Consider the following 16314-nt stretch of genomic DNA (forward strand, 5'->3'; position numbering starts at 1 on the left):
GCGGACGACGATGAAGCCCCTCGACCCCCGACTCCTGCGGTTGTCCCGGACGGCGCGCGGCTTCATCGTCGCCGCCGCCGGCACCGGTGTCCTCCGCACGCTCGCGACCATCGCGATCGCGTGGGGGATCGCGGCGGCCGTCACCCTCGGGGTCGACGCCGTCGGCGGCGGCACGGTCCCGGCGGCGTTCGGGCAGGCGCTCGCGCTGCTCGGCGGGGCGTTCGTCCTGCGTGCGGTGGCCGCGTGGGCGACCGACGACCTGGCGGCACGCGCTGCTGCGAAGGTGAAGAGCGAGATGCGCACGACGGTGCTCGCCCGCGCCGCCGAGCGCGGTCCGTCGTGGCTCGCGGGCCTGTCGAGCGCCGGCTTCGCCACCACGCTCGGTCCCGGGCTCGACGCACTCGACGCCTACTTCGGCCGGTACCTGCCGCAGCTCGCGCTCACCGCGATCGCGACGCCGATGCTCCTGGTCGCGATCGGCCTGGGCGACCTGACGAGCGGGCTGATCATCCTCCTCGCCCTGCCGGTGATCCCGGTCTTCATGATCCTGATCGGCCTGGCGACGCAGTCGTTGCAGCGGAAGCAGTCGGACGCCCTCGCGAAGCTCGGTGGCGCCTTCACCGAAGCCGTCGAGGGGCTCGCCACGCTCAAGGTCTTCGGCCGAGCGCGCCGCCAGGTCGGTCGCATCGGGGCGGTCACCGACGAGTACCGCCGCGGCACGATCGGCGTGCTCCGGCTGTCGTTCGTGAGCGGCTTCGCGCTCGAGCTCGCCGCGAGCCTGTCCGTCGCACTGGTCGCCGTCTCGATCGGCATCCGCCTGGTCGACGGCTCGCTCGGCCTCGGCGCCGCGATGTTCGTGCTCGTCCTGGCGCCGGAGGCCTTCGCACCCATCCGCCAGGTCGGCGCCGACTTCCACGCCGCCCAGGACGGCGTCGAGGCCTCGGCCGCGGTGCTCGACGTGCTGGCCGACGACGAGACCGCATCGTCGTCCGCGACCGCCAGCAGCGGAACCGACACGGACACCGCAGCACCCACCACCGCGGTGGACGTCCGGGGGCTGGACGTCCGCGGGCTCACCGTCCGCCGATCCGACGTCGTGATCGGACCGTTCGACCTGCACGCCGAGCCCGGCACCCTCGTCGTGCTCGCCGGCCCGAGCGGTTCCGGCAAGTCGAGCATCATCGCCGCACTCCGCTGTGTCCTGCCGCACGACGGTGCCGTCACCGTGCCCGGCCCGGCCGGCGCGTCCGTCGCCGAGCGCACCACCTGGGCCGACCAGCGCCCGCGTCTCGTCCGCGGGACGATCGCCGAGAACGTCGCGCTCAGCGCGACCCCCGACGACGCCGACGTGCGCACCGCCCTGGGTGACGCGGGGCTGGGACTCGAACCGGGCCTCCCGGTCGGTGCCGGTGGCGGCGGACTGTCCGGCGGCCAGGCACAGCGTGTCGCCGTCGCACGCGCGCTGTACCGCGCGCGCCGCGCCGCCACGCCCCTCGTGCTGCTCGACGAGCCGACGTCCGCGCTGGACGCCGAGGCCGAGGAACGCGTCATCGCGGCCGCCCGTGGCCTGGCGGCCGACGGCGCCGTCGTCGTGGTCGCCAGCCACCGACCCGCGGTCGTCGCCGCGGCGGACGTCCGCGTGGACGTCCGCGCCGGCGGGTCCGTGACGGTCCGCAGGGGGGTGCGCGCATGAGCCGGGAGGCCCGTGGCGGCTCCGTCCTGCGGCTCGCGATGCCGCACGGGTCGGGTTGGGCGAAGGCGGTCGCCGCCGGGTCGCTCAGTGCGGTCTGCGCGGTCGCGCTCCTCGCCGCGAGCGGCTACCTGATCACCCGTGCCGCCGAGCACCCGCCGATCCTGTACCTGACGCTCGTGATGGTCGGCGTGCGCGCCTTCGCACTCGGACGGGCGGTGCTGCGCTACGTCGACCGGCTCGCCGGGCACGACGCGTCCTTCCGGCAACTGGCCGTGGTGCGGACGGAGATGTACCGGCGGCTGGCGTCGATCGCGCCCGCCGGACTCGGGCGGACCGGACGCGGCGACCTCATGACGCGCCTGGTGACCGACACCGACCGGCTGCAGGACCTGCCGATCCGCGTCGTCGGCCCGCTCGTCTCCGCCGGGGTCGTCGCGGTGCTGTCCGTCGTCGCGGTGGCGCTCGTGTCGGTGCCGGCGGCGCTCGTGCTCGTCCTCGCGCTGGCGGTCGCGGCCCTGGTCGGCACGATCGTCACCCGGTCGATCGCCGAGCGCTCGGACCGCGAGACCGCCGCCGACCGGGGTCGCGTGGCGGACCTGGTGCTCGACACCGTCCGGACGCTCGACGTCTTCGCCGCGTACGGCACCCTCGACGAACGGCTCGCGCACATCGCCCGGCTCGACGCCGGCGTCACCCGGGCCGTCCGGCGCCGTGGCACGGTCGAGTCGCTCGTCGGTGCACTCGTCGGCCTGGTCGGAGGCGCTGCGGTGATCGGGATCCTCGCCGTCGGTGCCCCCGCCGTGGTGTCCGGTGCGCTCGACGGTCCACTCTGGGCACTGGCGGTCTTCGTGCCGCTCGCGCTCTTCGAGGTCGTCGGGACCGTCCCGCTCGCCGTCCTGACGCTCCGCCGGGTGCGTGCCGCGGCCGAACGGGTCGAGCAGGTCGTGCCCGCCGAGGTGCCCGTCGGCATCGTCCCCGAGCCCGACGAGGACGCCGACCCGGCGTCGCTCGTGGTCGAGGGGCCGGTCACAGTCGCCGTCCACGACCTCACGGTCCGCTGGCCCGGGGCCGCCGAGCCCGCGGTCGACGGGGTCTCGTTCACGCTCGCCCCCGGCGAGGTCGTCGTGCTCCAGGGGCCGAGCGGTGCCGGCAAGTCGACCCTGGTCGACGCGCTCGTCCGGTTCGTGGAGCACGAGGGCTCCTACACGCTCGACGGCGTCGAGACGAAGGCGATGCACCCCGACGCGGTGCGGGCCCGGGTCGGCCTGATCGAACAGGACCCGTTCGTGTTCGACCAGTCCGTGCGGCAGAACCTGCTCTTCGCCCGCGAGACCGCGACCGACGACGAACTGCTCGCCGTGCTCGACCGGGTCGGCCTGGCGGACTGGGTCGTCCGGCGGGGCGGGCTGGACGCCTCGGTCGGGGAACGCGGCGTGCTCGTGTCCGGCGGCCAGGCGCACCGGCTCGCGCTCGCCCGCGCACTGCTGCACGCGTTCCCGGTGCTGGTGCTCGACGAACCGACCGCCGACGTCGACCCGGACCTCGGCGACGCCGTGCTGCGTGACATCGTCACCACGGCCCGCGCAGCGGGCCGGACGGTCGTCATCGTCTCGCACGTCCCGGTGGCGCCGGACCTGGTCGACCGCACCCTGCGGATGCGGGACGGACGCCTGCTCGCCGGGTGAGCCGACAGACGGACGCGGGACGGGCCTCCCGGCTTGTATCGTTGACGACCGTGACCACCGAGCAGCACGCCGAGGACCCGAACGCCTACGACTTCCGTCGTATCCAGGAGAAGTGGCAGCCCCGCTGGGAAGAGCTCGGGCTCTTCACCACCGACCTCGACGACACCCGTCCGCGCAAGTACATCCTCGAGATGTTCCCGTACCCGTCCGGCGACCTGCACATGGGGCACGCCGAGAACTGGGCCCTCGGGGACTTCGTCGCGCGCTACTGGCGCCAGCAGGGCTTCAACGTGCTGCACCCGATCGGCTGGGACTCGTTCGGGCTGCCCGCCGAGAACGCGGCGATCAAGCGCGGGGTGGACCCGAAGGACTGGACCTACGCGAACATCGAGCAGCAGAAGGCGTCCTTCAAGCGCTACGCGCCGTCGTTCGACTGGACCACCGAGATCCACACCTCGGACCCCGAGTACTACAAGTGGAACCAGTGGCTGTTCCTGAAGATGTACGAGAAGGGCCTGGCGTACCGCAAGGACAGCTGGGTCAACTGGGACCCGGTGGACCAGACCGTGCTCGCGAACGAGCAGGTCCTGCCCGACGGCACCTCGGACCGCTCCGGCGCCGTCGTCGTGAAGAAGAAGCTCACGCAGTGGTACTTCAAGATCACCGAGTACGCCGACCGGCTGCTCGACGACCTGAACCAGCTCGAGGGGCGGTGGCCGGCGAAGGTCATCGCGCAGCAGCGCAACTGGATCGGCCGCTCGGTCGGTGCCGACGTCGACTTCGTGATCGAGGGCCGCGACGAGCCCGTCACGGTCTTCACCACCCGTCCGGACACGATCCACGGGGCGACGTTCCTGGTCGTCGCGCCGGACTCCGACCTGGCTGCCTCGCTGGTCGCCGACCCGTCGGTGCCGTCCTCCGTCCGTGAAGACTTCGACGCCTACCTGACGGCAACGCAGAAGACGTCCGAGATCGACCGGCAGAACGCCGACCGCCCGAAGACCGGCGTGCCGCTCGGCCGGTCCGCGATCCACCCGCTCACGGGGGAGCGCCTGCCCATCTGGGCCGCCGACTACGTGCTCGCCGACTACGGCCACGGCGCCGTGATGGCCGTGCCCGCACACGACCAGCGCGACCTCGACTTCGCGCGGGCGTTCGACCTGCCCGTCAAGGTGGTCGTCGACACGAACGCCGCCGTCACCGGGGCGATCCCGGTCATCCCCGAGGGCGCGACGCTCGACGACTTCGACGTGCCGACCCTCGACCCGGTCGCCACCGGCGAAGCGCTGACCGGCCAGGGCCGGATGATCAATTCCGGGCCGCTCGACGGCATGTCGAAGCAGCACGCCATCACCGCGGCGATCGCGCTGCTCGAGGAACGCGGGACCGGGCGTGCCGCCAAGACCTACCGCCTGCGCGACTGGCTCATCTCGCGCCAGCGCTTCTGGGGCACCCCGATCCCGATCATCCACGGTGCCGACGGCACCGAGCACCCCGTGCCCGAGGACCAGCTGCCGATCGTGCTGCCGGACACCGAGGGCCTCGACCTCAAGCCGAAGGGCACGTCCCCGCTCGGTGGCGCGACCGACTGGGTGAACGTCCCGAACCCCGTCGACGGCACCCCGGCGCTCCGCGACACCGACACGATGGACACCTTCGTCGACTCGTCGTGGTACTTCCTGCGGTTCCTGTCGGCGAACGACGACACCCAGGCGTTCGACCCGGCGGCTGCGCGCCGCTGGGCTCCGGTCGACCAGTACATCGGCGGCATCGAGCACGCCATCCTGCACCTGCTGTACGCCCGCTTCGTCACGAAGGTGCTGTTCGACCTCGGGTACCTCGACTTCACCGAGCCGTTCTCGGCGCTGCTCAACCAGGGCATGGTGCTGTCCGGTGGCTCGAAGATGTCGAAGTCGAAGGGCGGCGTCTCGCTCGGTGACGAGCTCGACGCGAACGGCGTCGACGCCATCCGCCTGGTCATGGGCTTCGCCGGCCCTCCCGAGGACGACATCAACTGGGAGGACGTCTCGCCGTCCGCCTCGGCTCGGTTCCTGGCGCGGGCCTACCGCCTGGCGCTCGACGTCACGTCCGCACGCGACGCCGTGTGGGCCGACGGCGACCGGGCGCTCCGCCAGGTCACGCACCGGTTCCTCGCCGACGCCCCCGGGATGATGGAGTCGTTCAAGTTCAACGTCGTGATCGCGCGACTGATGGACCTGGTCAACGTCACCCGCAAGGCGATCGACAGCGGCCCCGGCGCCGGCGACCCCGCCGTGCGCGAGGCCGTCGAGACCATCGCGCTCGGGCTGAGCGTCTTCGCGCCGTACACCGGCGAGGAGATGTGGGAGAAGCTGGGCTACGAGGCCACCGTCGCCACGTACGGCTGGCGGAAGGCCGACCCGACGCTGCTCGTGCAGGAGACCCTGACGGCCGTCGTGCAGGTCAACGGCAAGGTGCGTGACTCGTTCGAGGTGTCGAAGTCGATCGAGGCGGACGAGCTCGAACAGCTCGCACGGTCGTCGGCGAACGTGCAGCGGTACATCGGTGACCGCGAGATCGTGAAGGTGATCGTCCGGGCGCCGAAGCTCGTGAACATCGCCATCAAGGGGTAGCGACCGTCGCTGGCATCGTCCCTCACAGCAGGGGCGTTCGCGGTACCCGTCCACGGGTGTGACCTCCGGAGCCCGGCCGATCGGCCGGGCTCCGTAGCGTTCGGGGCATGTCGTCCCCGTCGTCTCCCGGACCCTGGTGGTCCCGTCTCGCGTTGTCACCGCGGGCTGCCGTGGTGCTGGCGGCGGTCGTGGTGGTGGTCGCCGTCGTGGTGGTCCTCGTCGGGGCGCTGGTGTCGGGTGGTGCCGGGGGAACGGGCGAGGTCGTCGTGCGTGGGGCGCCCACGGCCGGTGCGGCTACGGGCGCGCCGTCGCCGTCGGCCTCTGCTGGTACTGACGCCGGTGCCGGCGTCGAGGCTTCGTCTGCTCCGGGTGTCGGCGCGGAGACCGGTGCGGGGCGTGTCGTGGTGCACGTGCTCGGGGCGGTACGGCGGAGCGGCGTGGTCGAGCTGCCGGCATCGAGCCGGGTCGGTGACGCCCTCGAACGTGCCGGTGGGGCCACCGACGACGCCGACCTCGACCGCCTGAACCTTGCCCGGGTGCTGACGGACGGTGAGCGGTTGTACGTGCCGCGGGTCGGGCAACAGGAGGTGCCCGAGGCGCTCGGGCCGATGGCAGACGGTGCTGCCGCCGGGCCGACCGCCGCCGCCGGGGCCGGGGGCGGCGGTGGCACCGCGGGCACCGGGGGCGAGGAGACCGCCGTCGTCGACCTGAACACCGCCGACCAGACCGCGCTCGAGACCCTGCCCGGGATCGGACCCGGGCTGGCCGGGCGGATCATCGCCTGGCGTGACGAGCACGGCCGGTTCACCGCGGTCGAGGACCTGCTCGACGTCAGCGGCATCGGGGACGTGCGGTTCGCCGAGCTCCGCGATCGTGTGCGGGTCTGAGGGGCGACCGTGCAGCTCGCGCCGAGTGCGATCGACCTGCGGTTCGCGGTGCCGGTCTCGGTCGCCTGGATCGCGACCGCCCTGCTCATCGGCGTGCCCGACGCGGCACCCGCGGTCGGTGGGGCCGGGGCACTCCTTGCCGGCGTCAGCGGCAGCGCGCTCCGGTGGCGTCGGGGCACCGGGGTCGTGCCGACCGTCGCGGGGCTGCTGCTCGTCGCGGGGGCCCTGACGACGCTGCTCGCGGTGTCGGTCACCGTGGGGGAGTCCCGGCGGGCCCCCGAGCCGCTCCGTGCGCTCTTCGCCGGTCCGGGCACGGGGCACGTGGACGTCGAGGCCGTGCTGACCCGCGACCTCGTACCGGCGGACCGGTCCGTCACCGCGACGCTGGTGCGTGCGGACGACCTCGACGGCCTCCGCGTGCCGGTCCGGCTCGTCCCCGACCAGCACGGTGACGCACCGGGCAGCGTGCTGGCAGCCGGTGCCCGGGTCACCGTGACCGCCGCCGTGCAGCCGGACGAACCCGGTTCCGCGACCGCGTTCGTGGCGTTCCTGCGCGGGACGCCGTCGTCGGTGCCGCCCGACGGGCTGCTCGGCGCCACCGACACCGCGCGACAGGCCTTCGTGCGGGCCACGGCCGACCTGCCGCAGCCCGGAGCGGCGCTGCTGCGCGGACTCGCGATCGGGGACCGCTCCGGCCTCGACCCGACGACCGAGGCGGCGATGGAGACCTCGGCGCTGACGCACCTGACGGCGGTGTCCGGGGCGAACTGCGCGGTGGTGGTCGGGCTCGTCGTGGTCCTCGGTCGAGCATGTGGTCTGCCGAGAGGACCCCGGGCCGCGGCGGCCGTCGGCGTGCTCCTGGTGTTCGTCGTGCTCGTGCGCCCCGACCCGTCGATCGTCCGGGCCACGGTGATGGCGATCGTGGTGCTCGTCGTGCACCTGGCCGGTCGACCGGTGCGGGGTGTCCCGCTCATCGCCCTCGCCGCGGTCGGCATGCTCGTGGTCGACCCCTGGTTCGCGCGGTCGTTCGCGTTCGCGCTGTCCGTGCTCGCCACGAGCGGGATCGTGGTGCTCGGTCCGCCGCTCACCGAGCTCCTGGCGCGTCGTGTGTGGCCGCCGGTCGCCGCCGCACTCGCGATCCCGGTCGCCGCACAGGTGGCCTGCTGGCCGGTGACGATCCCGCTGTCGGCGGCGCTCCCGACCTACGCGGTGCCGGCGAACCTGCTCGCGGAGCCGTTCGCGCCGGTCGTCACGGTGATCGGGCTCGCCGCGTGTGGTCTCGCTCCGGTGTGGCCGGCGGGTGCGCAGGGGCTCGCGGCCGTCGCGTGGGTCCCGGCCGCCGCCGTCGGGGGCATCGCGCACGGGGCGGCCGCCCTGCCACACGCGTCGGCACCCTGGCCGGCCGGCGCACCCGGTGTGGCCGCCGCGGTGCTGGTGTGCGGCTGCATCGCGGTCGCCGTGCTGGTCCGGGGGCGGCTCGGCGTACGGTTGCTGCTCGCCGCAGGGGTGGTGGTCGTGGTCGGTGTCGCAGCGGTCACCGTCCCGGTGTTCGTCGTCCGGGGATCGGTACCGGGCGACTGGTCGGTCGCCGCGTGCGACGTCGGGCAGGGGGACGCAGTGCTGCTCCGCGGCGATGACGCCGTCGCGCTCGTGGACACCGGCGACGACGAGGAACGGCTCCGGGCGTGCCTGGACCTGCTCGGGGTCACCCGGATCGACCTGCTCGTCCTGACGCACTTCGACCGCGACCACGTCGGCGCGGTGGGCGCTGTGGCGGACACGGTCGAGACCGCCCTGGTCGGACCCGTGGGACGTGCGTCGGACGAGCGGGTGGCCGACGACCTCCGGCGTGCCGGTGTCGACGTCCGGACGGCGGACGACCGGGTCTCCGGCACCCTCGGGCCGCTCGCCTGGCGCGTGGTGTGGCCACGGGGCGACGACCGTGCCGACGGGAACGACGCGAGCATCGTGCTCGTCACGGGGCCGGCGGACGGAGACTCCTGTGCGGCGTGCCTGACCGGGGTCTTCCTCGGGGACCTGGGGGAGTCGTCGCAACGTCGGCTCCGGAACGCCGGTGGTCTGCCGGCGGGGCCGATCGACGTCGTGAAGGTGGCGCACCACGGCTCGGCGGACCAGGACCCGCAGCTCTACCGAGGGCTCGCCGCGCGGGTCGGGCTCATCGGGGTCGGCGCGGACAACACCTACGGGCACCCGACGCCGTCCGCGCTCGGCATGCTCGAGGCGGCGGGCACGCTGCCGCTCCGCACCGACGAACGTGGGACCGTGGTGCTCGCCCGGTCCGGCAGCGACGAGGTGCGGGTGTGGACGGAGCGCTCGTCGTCGGCGGCCGCCCGTAGGATCGTCGGTGCACCACTCGACCCGGCACCGTCCGGGCCTGCACCACCGGAAGGACCACATGGCCGCCAAGAAGCCCGCGCGCGCCGCAGCGAAGATCGACCAGGTGCCCTGGTCGGGGATCCGTCCGGCGCCCGTCGTGCTCATCACCGGGCCCGAAGCGTTCCTCGCCGACCGTGCCCGCGGTGTGCTGAAGGACCTGCTGCAGGGCGAGGACCCCGCGCTCGAGGTGCACGACCTCGAAGCCGACCAGTACGCCCCCGGGCTCCTCGCCACCCTCGCCAGCCCGTCGCTGTTCGGCGAGCCGCGACTCGTGCAGGTCACGAACGTCGAGAAGTGCACCGACGCGTTCATCACCGAGACGATCTCCTACCTGCAGGCCCCCGCCGACGACGTCACCCTGGTGCTCCGGCACGGGGGTGGCGTGCGCGGCAAGAAGCTCCTCGACACGATCCGGAGCGGTGTCGGCGGCGGGGTCGAGGTGCTGTGCGACGAGCTGAAGCGCGAGACCGACCGCATCGACTTCGTGAACGCCGAGTTCCGCGCCGCACGACGCCGGATCGCACCCTCCGCCGTCCGGACCCTGGTGACCGCGTTCGCCGACGACCTCGCCGAACTCGCCGCCGCGTGCCGACAGCTCCTGGCGGACGAGGCCGAGGAGATCACCGACAAGGTCGTCGACAAGTACTACGGCGGTCGCGTCGAGACGAACGCGTTCAAGGTCGCCGACATCGCCCTCGCGGGTCGGTCGGCACCGGCGATCGTCGAGCTGCGGCACGCCCTGGCCACCGGCGAGGCACCCGTGCCGATCGTCGCCGCGTTCGCGAGCAAGATCCGCACGATGGCGAAGGTCAGCGCCTTCCGGGGTCCGAGCGGGCAGGCCGCCTCGGCGCTCGGCATGGCACCGTGGCAGGTGCAGCGCGCGCAGCGTGACGTCGCCGGCTGGAGCGAGTCCGGGCTGGCAAACGCGATCATCAGCATCGCCGAGGCGGACACCGCGGTGAAGGGTGGCTCGCGCGACGCGCACTACGCGCTCGAGGTCATGGTCCGCACCATCGCCCGACGCGGCGAGGCCCGCTGAGGCGAGTCGAGCCTCCCGGCCTTCTCGCGCGCCGGTCGGTCGGTGCTTCGTGAGCAGAAACGGTCGGGTGTTCCGTCACGACCCGACCGTTTCTGCTCACGAAACGGACCCGACGCACCCCACGCCGCGCACGCACCCCGCACCCCACACACGACGAAGGCCCCGCACCAACGGTGCGGGGCCTTCGGACCAGAAGGGTCAGGACGTCAGAGCGACGAGACCTTCTTCGCGATGGCCGACTTGCGGTTCGCGGCCTGGTTCTTGTGGATGACACCCTTGCTCACGGCCTTGTCGAGCTTCTTCGACGCGAGGGCCAGGGCGGCAACGGCCTTGTCCTTGTCACCGGCGGCGACGGCGTCGTTGGCACGACGGATGTGCGTCTTGAGCTCCGACTTGTACGCCTTGTTGCGCTCGGTGGCCTTGAGGTTGGTCTTGATGCGCTTGATCTGCGACTTGATGTTCGCCATGAATTGCTCCTGCTCGTCTCGTACGGGTGGGCGCGACCGCAGGGTAGAGGGGCCCTTGGTCGCATCGCGTTCCACCCGTGGGCGGGGAACGCGGAAGCCAGCCACCAACACTACCAGGCAAGCGGGCTGCCACCAAAGCACGAAACACCGCCGGATCGCCGGAAGCCCGCGGCCGACCGCGCCGAAACCCCACGGCAACACGCACCGGATACCGTGACGGACATGCCCTCCCTCGCACCGCGCATCGACACCGTGCCCGCCTCCGGCATCCGGAGGGTCTTCGAGCAGGCAGCCCTGCTGCAGTCGAGCGGCACGGACGTCACGATGCTCGTGATCGGCGAGCCGGACGTCCCGGTGGCGCCGCACATCGGCGAGGCTGCCCGTCGCGCCTGGACCGAGGACCGCACCGGGTACACACCGAACGGTGGGATCGCGCCGCTCCGCGAAGCCGTCCGCGACAAGCTCCGCCGTGAGAACCGGATCGAGGCCGACCTCGAGCAGATCTGGATGACGATCGGTGCGACGCAGGCGCTGTTCCAGGCGATGACGCTGACGCTGAGCCCGGGCGACGAGGTGCTCGTGCCGGACCCCGGCTACACGACCTTCACGATGAACGCCCACATCATCGGGGCGACCCCGGTGCCGTACCGGCTCGAGCCGCAGCACGGGTTCGAACCCGATCTGCAGGCCCTCGAGGCGAGCGTCACCGAACGCACCCGGGTCCTCATCGTCAACTCGCCGTCGAACCCGCTCGGCTCGGTCTTCGGCGAGGAGACCCTGCGTGCGCTCCTGGCCTTCGCGAAGCGGCACGACCTCTGGGTGATCAGCGACGAGGTCTACGAGTACTTCACCTACGGCACCCGGCACGTCAGCCTGGCGGCGCTCGACGAGGACGACCGCGTGTTCTCGGCGTTCTCGCTGAGCAAGACGTACGCGATGACCGGTGTCCGCGTGGGCTACCTCGTCACGCCGAAGGGACTCGGCGCGACGATGCGGACCACGCAGGAGGCCATGATCAGCTGCGTCGCCGAACCCGACCAGTACGCGGCCCTCGCGGCGATCGTGGGGGACCACTCCGCGGTGCGCGACGCTCGGGAGCACTACCGCGCGAACCTCGAGGTCGCGAAGGAGACGCTCGACGCCGCCGGCATCCGGTACCTCGACCCGCGCGGGGCGTTCTACCTGTGGATCGACATGTCGCACGCCTCCGACGGGGACATCGCCGAGTGGGCGCTCGGGTTCCTGCAGCGCGAGCGCGTCGCCGTCGCGCCGGGCAGCGCCTTCGGACGCACCGGCGAGGGGTGGATCCGCGTGTGCCTCGCAGCCACCGCGGACGACCTCCGACGTGGCCTGGGCGCGCTGCCGGCTCCGGCGCACGCGACCGTCTGACCGGCGGTCGACGCCCGCCTCGTCGACCGGACCACCGCTTCGGAGGCGCGCCCCGCGTCCGTCACGCACGTGGCGGACGCGCGCCGTGCCTCCAGGGCGGGTGAAGCGTGGGAGACTGTTGCGACCGTCCGACCCACCTGAGGAACCGTGAGCCCACAAGCATCCGCTCCGCTGGAGCCCGCAGCGACCCCGGCCGACGCGATCCGCAACTTCTGCATCATCGCGCACATCGACCACGGCAAGTCGACGCTGGCCGACCGCATGCTGTCGATCACCGGCATCGTCGAGGACCGCGCGATGCGTGCGCAGTACCTCGACCGCATGGACATCGAGCGCGAGCGCGGCATCACGATCAAGTCGCAGGCCGTGCGCATGCCGTGGGAACTCGACGGTGAGACCTTCGCGCTGAACATGATCGACACCCCCGGGCACGTCGACTTCTCGTACGAGGTCTCGCGTTCCCTGGCCGCGTGCGAGGGCGCGATCCTGCTCGTCGACGCCGCGCAGGGCATCGAGGCGCAGACGCTCGCGAACCTGTACCTGGCGCTCGAGAACGACCTCGAGATCATCCCGGTCCTCAACAAGATCGACCTCCCGGCGGCCGAGCCGGACAAGTACGCGGCCGAGCTCGCGCAGCTCATCGGTGGCAAGCCCGAGGACGTCCTCCGGGTGTCCGGCAAGACCGGCGTCGGGGTGCCGGAGCTCCTCGACCTGGTCGTCCGTCGCGTGCCGGCCCCCGTCGGCGACGCCGAGGCAGCACCCCGCGCGATGATCTTCGACTCGGTCTACGACAGCTACCGCGGCGTCGTCACCTACGTCCGCATGATCGACGGCACCATCTCGCCCCGCGAGAAGGTCCAGATGATGTCAACCAAGTCGACGCACGAGATCCTGGAGATCGGGGTCTCGAGCCCGGAGCCGAAGCCCACGAAGGGGCTGTCCGTCGGCGAGGTCGGCTACCTGATCACCGGCGTGAAGGACGTGCGCCAGTCGAAGGTCGGCGACACCGTCACGAGCGCGCAGAAGCCCGCGACCCAGGCACTGCCCGGCTACACGGACCCGAAGCCGATGGTGTTCTCGGGCCTGTACCCGATCGACGGCAGCGACTACCCGGTGCTCCGCGAAGCGCTCGACAAGCTCAAGCTCTCCGACGCCGCACTGGTCTACGAGCCGGAGACCTCGGTGGCGCTCGGCTTCGGGTTCCGCTGCGGATTCCTCGGGCTGCTGCACCTCGAGATCATCACCGAGCGGCTGTCCCGCGAGTTCGGGCTCGACCTCATCACCACGGCCCCGAGCGTGATCTACGAGGTCACGACCGAGGACAACGCCGTGACCGAGGTCACGAACCCGTCGGAGTTCCCGACCGGGCGCATCGTCGAGGTCCGCGAGCCGATGGTCCGCGCGGCGATCCTGGCCCCGAAGGACTACGTCGGCGCGATCATGGAACTGTGCCAGCAGCGCCGCGGCTCCCTGCTCGGCATGGAGTACCTCGGCGAGGACCGCGTCGAGATCCGCTACGAGATGCCCCTCGGCGAGATCGTCTTCGACTTCTTCGACCAGCTGAAGAGCAAGACCCAGGGCTACGCGTCGCTCGACTACGAACCCACCGGCGACCAGGCCGCCGACCTCGTCAAGGTCGACATCCTGCTGCAGGGTGACCAGGTCGACGCCTTCAGTGCGATCGTGCACCGCGACAAGGCGTACGCCTACGGCACGCTCATGACCGAGCGGCTGCGCAAGCTCATCCCGCGCCAGCAGTTCGAGGTGCCGATCCAGGCCGCCATCGGCGCCCGCATCATCGCCCGCGAGAGCATCCGCGCGATGCGCAAGGACGTGCTGGCGAAGTGCTACGGCGGTGACATCACCCGCAAGCGCAAGCTCCTCGAGAAGCAGAAGGAGGGCAAGAAGCGCATGAAGACCATCGGTCGGGTCGAGGTCCCGCAAGAAGCCTTCATCGCGGCGCTCTCCGGCGACGTCGAAGAGAAGAAGAAGTAGCGCCGGGCGCGTAGCGCGTAGCGCGCAGCGCGTTTCGCGCTGAGCGACAGCTCACGCACTGCGACAGCCGAGATCTGTCGGTGAGCGCGAAAGCTCGGCGCGGGTCAGCCGATCCGGCGGGCGCGCGCCCGCAGGGCGGCCAGGCAGAGGGCCGGGAGGCTCGCAGCGGCCAGTCCCGCCAGTGCGGTCCGCAGGATGGCCCAGTGGGCAGCCGCGTCGAAGTCGGTCTGCTCGCCGGAGGCCACCCCGGCGACCACGGCGCCGACGACCATCGCGAGCGTCACGACCGCGAGGACCAGCGGCAGCCGACGGCCGCGCTGACGCCGCACCGCCGACACCAGTGCGGCACCGAACAGCAGCACCCCGGCGCCGGCGCAGCTCGCCCCGACGGCGGCGATGACGTTCGCGGTGTCGAAGCCGTTCCACGCGTCCGGGGCCAGCGCGACGGTGGCGTACCGGGCGGGTGACGCCGCGGCCGACGTGGTCACGTCCACCAGCACCCGGGCGGTCGCCGCCACGCCGAACGCGACGAGCGCGAGCGCGGCGAGGACGGCGGTCCGGCGGTCGACGGACCGCGGACGAACGGGGGTGGGGCGGGGCACCTGCTGACGATAGCCCCGGGGCGGGCGGTTGTCGGGCCTCCAGTTCGGGGTGCACGGCGGCGGGCCCATCCGACGGAGGTGAGCGCGGATCGGTTCGATCCGGGGCGGCCCGCCCAAGTAACATGGCGGCATGAGCATCCGCGGGAGCTACCGGACCGCCCTGACGTACGGCGCGGTGGGGGCGACCCAGGCGTCGGACCTCATGACCTACCCGCCGGACGGCTTCACGCCGGCCGAGTCGCGCGCGCGGATCGGACACGGCGACCAGCGGTTCGAGACCGCCGTGGTGCAGGCGCTCACGTGGCAGATCCAGGAGCGCAGCGGGGTCCGCGTGCGCGTCGAGGAGCAGCCCGACGACGACGAGGTCCGGTACAACCCGGTCACCTTCGACGACGACGGTGTGCCGATCGCCCCGGCGTCCATCGGGACGCCGCGGGTCGAGAAGTTCGCGCCCGACGGCACCCCGCTGCTGACGGCGGGCACCAGCGCGACGCTGACGATCCACGCGTTCGGGCAGACCGTGCTGGCACCGGTGCGCGTCGTGTCGATCATCGACGAGCACGACCGCAAGGGGTTCGCCTACGGCACGCTCGAGGGGCACCCGCTCTCCGGCGAGGAGTCGTTCGTCGTCGAGCGCACCCCGGACGGCTCGGTGTGGCTGCAGGTCCGGCAGTTCTCGCAGCCGGCGAGCCGGAAGTGGCGCTTCGTCGCGCCGTTCGTGCGGCGGCAGCAGAAGGTCATGGCGGAGAAGTACCTGGCGGCGCTGCGGGGCGACTAGGCGCCTGGTCGCGCGGTCGCGGTCTCGCCCTCGGTCTCGCGACTGCGCCCTCGGTCTCGCGCGCTCCTGCTCCTCAGCGGAGCGGTGGGAGTGCCGCGATCGCGTCCTCGATGAGGGAGGCGTCCTGCTGGCAGTCGCGTGCGACGGTCACGGCGTTCGTGTGCCGCAGCGCGTCCACGTCGTAGACACCCGTCGCCACGGCCAGGAAGGGGATGCCCGCGGCGTCCGCGGCCTCGCCGTCCCGCGGGGTGTCGCCGACGATGACCGCCCGGGTGCCGACCAGTTCGGCGGCGGCGCGCAGGGTGACCCCCGCCCGCTCGACCTCGGTGTCGCCGAAGTACGAGTGCTCCCAGTCGAAGACGTCGGCGTCGAACCCGGCGCCGGTGAGCTTCACCCGGGCGCGGTACTCGGAGTTGCCGGTGAGCAGGCCGTTGCGCCACCCGAGTTCGGCGAAGCGGGTCAGGAGCGCCTTCGCCCCGGGGACGGGGCTGCGGTGGTCGCCGGAGGCGTGCCGTTCGGCGGTCAGGTCGTGGAGGTGCCGGCTGACCGTGGGGATCAGGGTGTCCTCGAACGCGTGGGCGTGCACGTGCTCGGCGATGAGCCCGGCGTCGGTCCGGCCGTGCTGGTGTCCGACCCGCAGGGTGAGGTCACGGCCCACCGCCCGCTCGAGGGCGAGGTGGTAGAGGTTGCCCGGGGACGACGCGTTCATCACGAGGGTGCCGTCGATGTCCCACAGGACCGTGGTGGGGACGGGATGGTGCTCCATGGCT

At 72.4% G+C, this 16314-nt stretch carries 11 protein-coding genes and 1 pseudogene; 9 read left to right on the forward strand and 3 right to left on the reverse strand.

What is annotated here, in order from left to right:
* Nucleotides 1-10: 10 nt before the first annotated feature.
* The 6 genes and pseudogenes from cydD to holA all read left to right on the forward strand — a co-directional run bounded on the left by cydD (nt 11) and on the right by holA (nt 10313).
* On the forward strand, nt 11-1693 hold the full coding sequence (gene cydD, locus FFG40_RS10230) for a thiol reductant ABC exporter subunit CydD (protein WP_138803103.1): 1683 nt from the start codon (nt 11-13) through the stop codon (nt 1691-1693).
* Nucleotides 1690-3378 (forward strand): thiol reductant ABC exporter subunit CydC, encoded by a 1689-nt coding sequence (cydC, locus tag FFG40_RS10235; RefSeq protein WP_138803104.1) that lies wholly within the window; start codon nt 1690-1692, stop codon nt 3376-3378. Before cydD ends, cydC begins: the two co-directional genes overlap by 4 nt.
* 50 nt (nt 3379-3428) lie before the next feature.
* The gene (leuS, locus tag FFG40_RS10240; protein WP_138803105.1) at nt 3429-5990 is read left to right on the forward strand and encodes a leucine--tRNA ligase; all 2562 of its coding nucleotides are present in this window, start codon (nt 3429-3431) and stop codon (nt 5988-5990) included.
* Nucleotides 5991-6097: 107 nt separating this feature from the next.
* Nucleotides 6098-6877, forward strand: coding sequence for a ComEA family DNA-binding protein (locus tag FFG40_RS10245; protein ID WP_138803106.1), 780 nt, complete (start codon nt 6098-6100; stop codon nt 6875-6877).
* Nucleotides 6878-7498: 621 nt separating this feature from the next.
* Nucleotides 7499-8698 (forward strand): annotated as a pseudogene (locus tag FFG40_RS17400) (ComEC/Rec2 family competence protein); the annotation flags it as partial.
* A 595-nt stretch (nt 8699-9293) separates the two neighbouring features.
* Nucleotides 9294-10313, forward strand: coding sequence for a DNA polymerase III subunit delta (holA, locus tag FFG40_RS10255; RefSeq protein WP_138803508.1), 1020 nt, complete (start codon nt 9294-9296; stop codon nt 10311-10313).
* A gap of 206 nt (nt 10314-10519) precedes the next feature.
* Here the strand turns inward: holA and rpsT are convergent, their stop codons facing one another.
* Nucleotides 10520-10780, reverse strand: coding sequence for a 30S ribosomal protein S20 (gene rpsT, locus FFG40_RS10260; protein ID WP_017886662.1), 261 nt, complete (start codon nt 10778-10780; stop codon nt 10520-10522).
* Between the two features lie 222 nt (nt 10781-11002).
* On the opposite strand from rpsT, the gene FFG40_RS10265 reads away from it, so the two are divergent.
* Entirely contained in the window at nt 11003-12169 is a 1167-nt protein-coding gene (locus FFG40_RS10265) for a pyridoxal phosphate-dependent aminotransferase (protein WP_027465302.1), read from the forward strand.
* 147 nt (nt 12170-12316) lie between these two features.
* Nucleotides 12317-14164: a translation elongation factor 4 gene (gene lepA, locus FFG40_RS10270; RefSeq protein ID WP_017886664.1), complete on the forward strand. Its 1848-nt coding sequence runs from the start codon at nt 12317-12319 to the stop codon at nt 14162-14164.
* A 104-nt stretch (nt 14165-14268) separates the two neighbouring features.
* Here the strand turns inward: lepA and FFG40_RS10275 are convergent, their stop codons facing one another.
* Nucleotides 14269-14766, reverse strand: coding sequence for a hypothetical protein (locus tag FFG40_RS10275; RefSeq protein WP_138803107.1), 498 nt, complete (start codon nt 14764-14766; stop codon nt 14269-14271).
* Nucleotides 14767-14896: 130 nt separating this feature from the next.
* Here FFG40_RS10275 and FFG40_RS10280 point away from each other — a divergent pair, with 130 nt between their 5' ends.
* Nucleotides 14897-15544 (forward strand): DUF1990 family protein, encoded by a 648-nt coding sequence (locus FFG40_RS10280; protein ID WP_035808235.1) that lies wholly within the window; start codon nt 14897-14899, stop codon nt 15542-15544.
* 73 nt (nt 15545-15617) lie between these two features.
* Here the strand turns inward: FFG40_RS10280 and FFG40_RS10285 are convergent, their stop codons facing one another.
* Nucleotides 15618-16310 carry an HAD family hydrolase gene (locus tag FFG40_RS10285; RefSeq protein WP_185974156.1) on the reverse strand — a complete coding sequence of 231 codons (693 nt, stop codon included), beginning with the start codon at nt 16308-16310 and terminating at the stop codon, nt 15618-15620.
* Nucleotides 16311-16314: the final 4 nt, after the last annotated feature.

It is taken from the genome of Curtobacterium sp. KBS0715, from assembly GCF_005938005.2.
Lineage (GTDB): Bacteria > Actinomycetota > Actinomycetes > Actinomycetales > Microbacteriaceae > Curtobacterium > Curtobacterium flaccumfaciens.